The organism is Acidovorax sp. KPB24-07, from assembly GCF_057543315.1.
In genome coordinates this window covers 1-1,043 of record NZ_BAAJYS010000755.1, presented here as the reverse complement: position 1 = coordinate 1,043, position 1,043 = coordinate 1, and the positions used below count along the sequence as shown (strand labels likewise).

Annotated in this window: 1 protein-coding gene; it reads left to right on the top strand. The window is 72.3% G+C overall.

Annotation, left to right across the window (positions count from 1 at the left end; translation table 11 throughout):
- Positions 1 to 1,043: YhdP family phospholipid transporter (locus AC27IQ_RS25575; RefSeq protein WP_487091307.1), on the top strand; the 1,043-nt coding region annotated here is incomplete at both ends.

The following is a 1,043-nucleotide window of genomic DNA, read 5'->3' as shown; positions in this document are numbered from 1 at the left end:
CCGAGGGCGCGGCCTCGCACGTGCCCGGCCTGCGCGGCGCGAGCGTGGAGTTCGACGTGTCGCAGGCGGGCGGCAAGGCCACGCTGGCCCTGGCGGACGGCGCCCTGGTGCTGCCCCACGTGTTCGAGGAAGGCACGGTGCCGGTGGACCAGCTGTCGGCGAACGTGCGCTGGCAGATCGAGGGCGAGCGCATCGCGGTGCAGGCCAGCGACCTGCAGTTTTCCAACGCCGATGCGCAGGGCGAGGCCCGGCTGAACTGGCACACCGGCGATGCCGAGCGTGGCGGTGCCCGGCCGCGGTTTCCCGGCGTGCTGGACCTGTCCGGCAGCCTGAGCCGCGCGGACGGCACCCGCGTGCACCGCTACCTGCCGCTGTCCATCCCGCAGGAGACGCGCCACTACGTGCGCGACGCGGTCACCACGGGCACGGCCAGCAACGTGCAGTTCCGCGTCAAGGGCGACCTGCACGACATTCCCTTCAACACGCTCGGGCAGGGCGACTTCCACATCGCCGCGCGCGTGAAGGACGTGACTTATGCCTATGTGCCGCCGCGCCTGCAGCATGCCAACGAGGCGCCCTGGCCCGCCCTCACCGAACTCACCGGCGACCTGATCTTCGACCGCTCCACCATGGCCGTGAAGGGCGCCAGCGGCAGCTTCGCCGGCACGCCGAAGCTGCGCGTGAACAAGGTGGAGGCGCGCATTCCGGACCTGGCCCACACGGTGGTCGCGGTGAACGCCGATGCGCGGGGCCCGCTGGCAGACATGCTGTCGTTCGTCACCACCTCGCCGCTGGCGCGCCTGACCGGCAATGCGCTGGACAAGACCACCGCCAACGGCACGGCCGACCTGCAGCTGGCCCTGTCGCTGCCCGTCAGCCACATCGACCAGTCCAAGTTGCAGGGCAGCGTGACCCTGGCGGGCAACGACGTGCGCATCGCACCGGAGGCCCCGCCCATCGGCCGCGCGCGCGGCACCGTGCAGTTCACCGACACCGGCTTCACCCTGGCGGGCGTGCAGGGCCGCGCGCTGGGGGGCGACCTG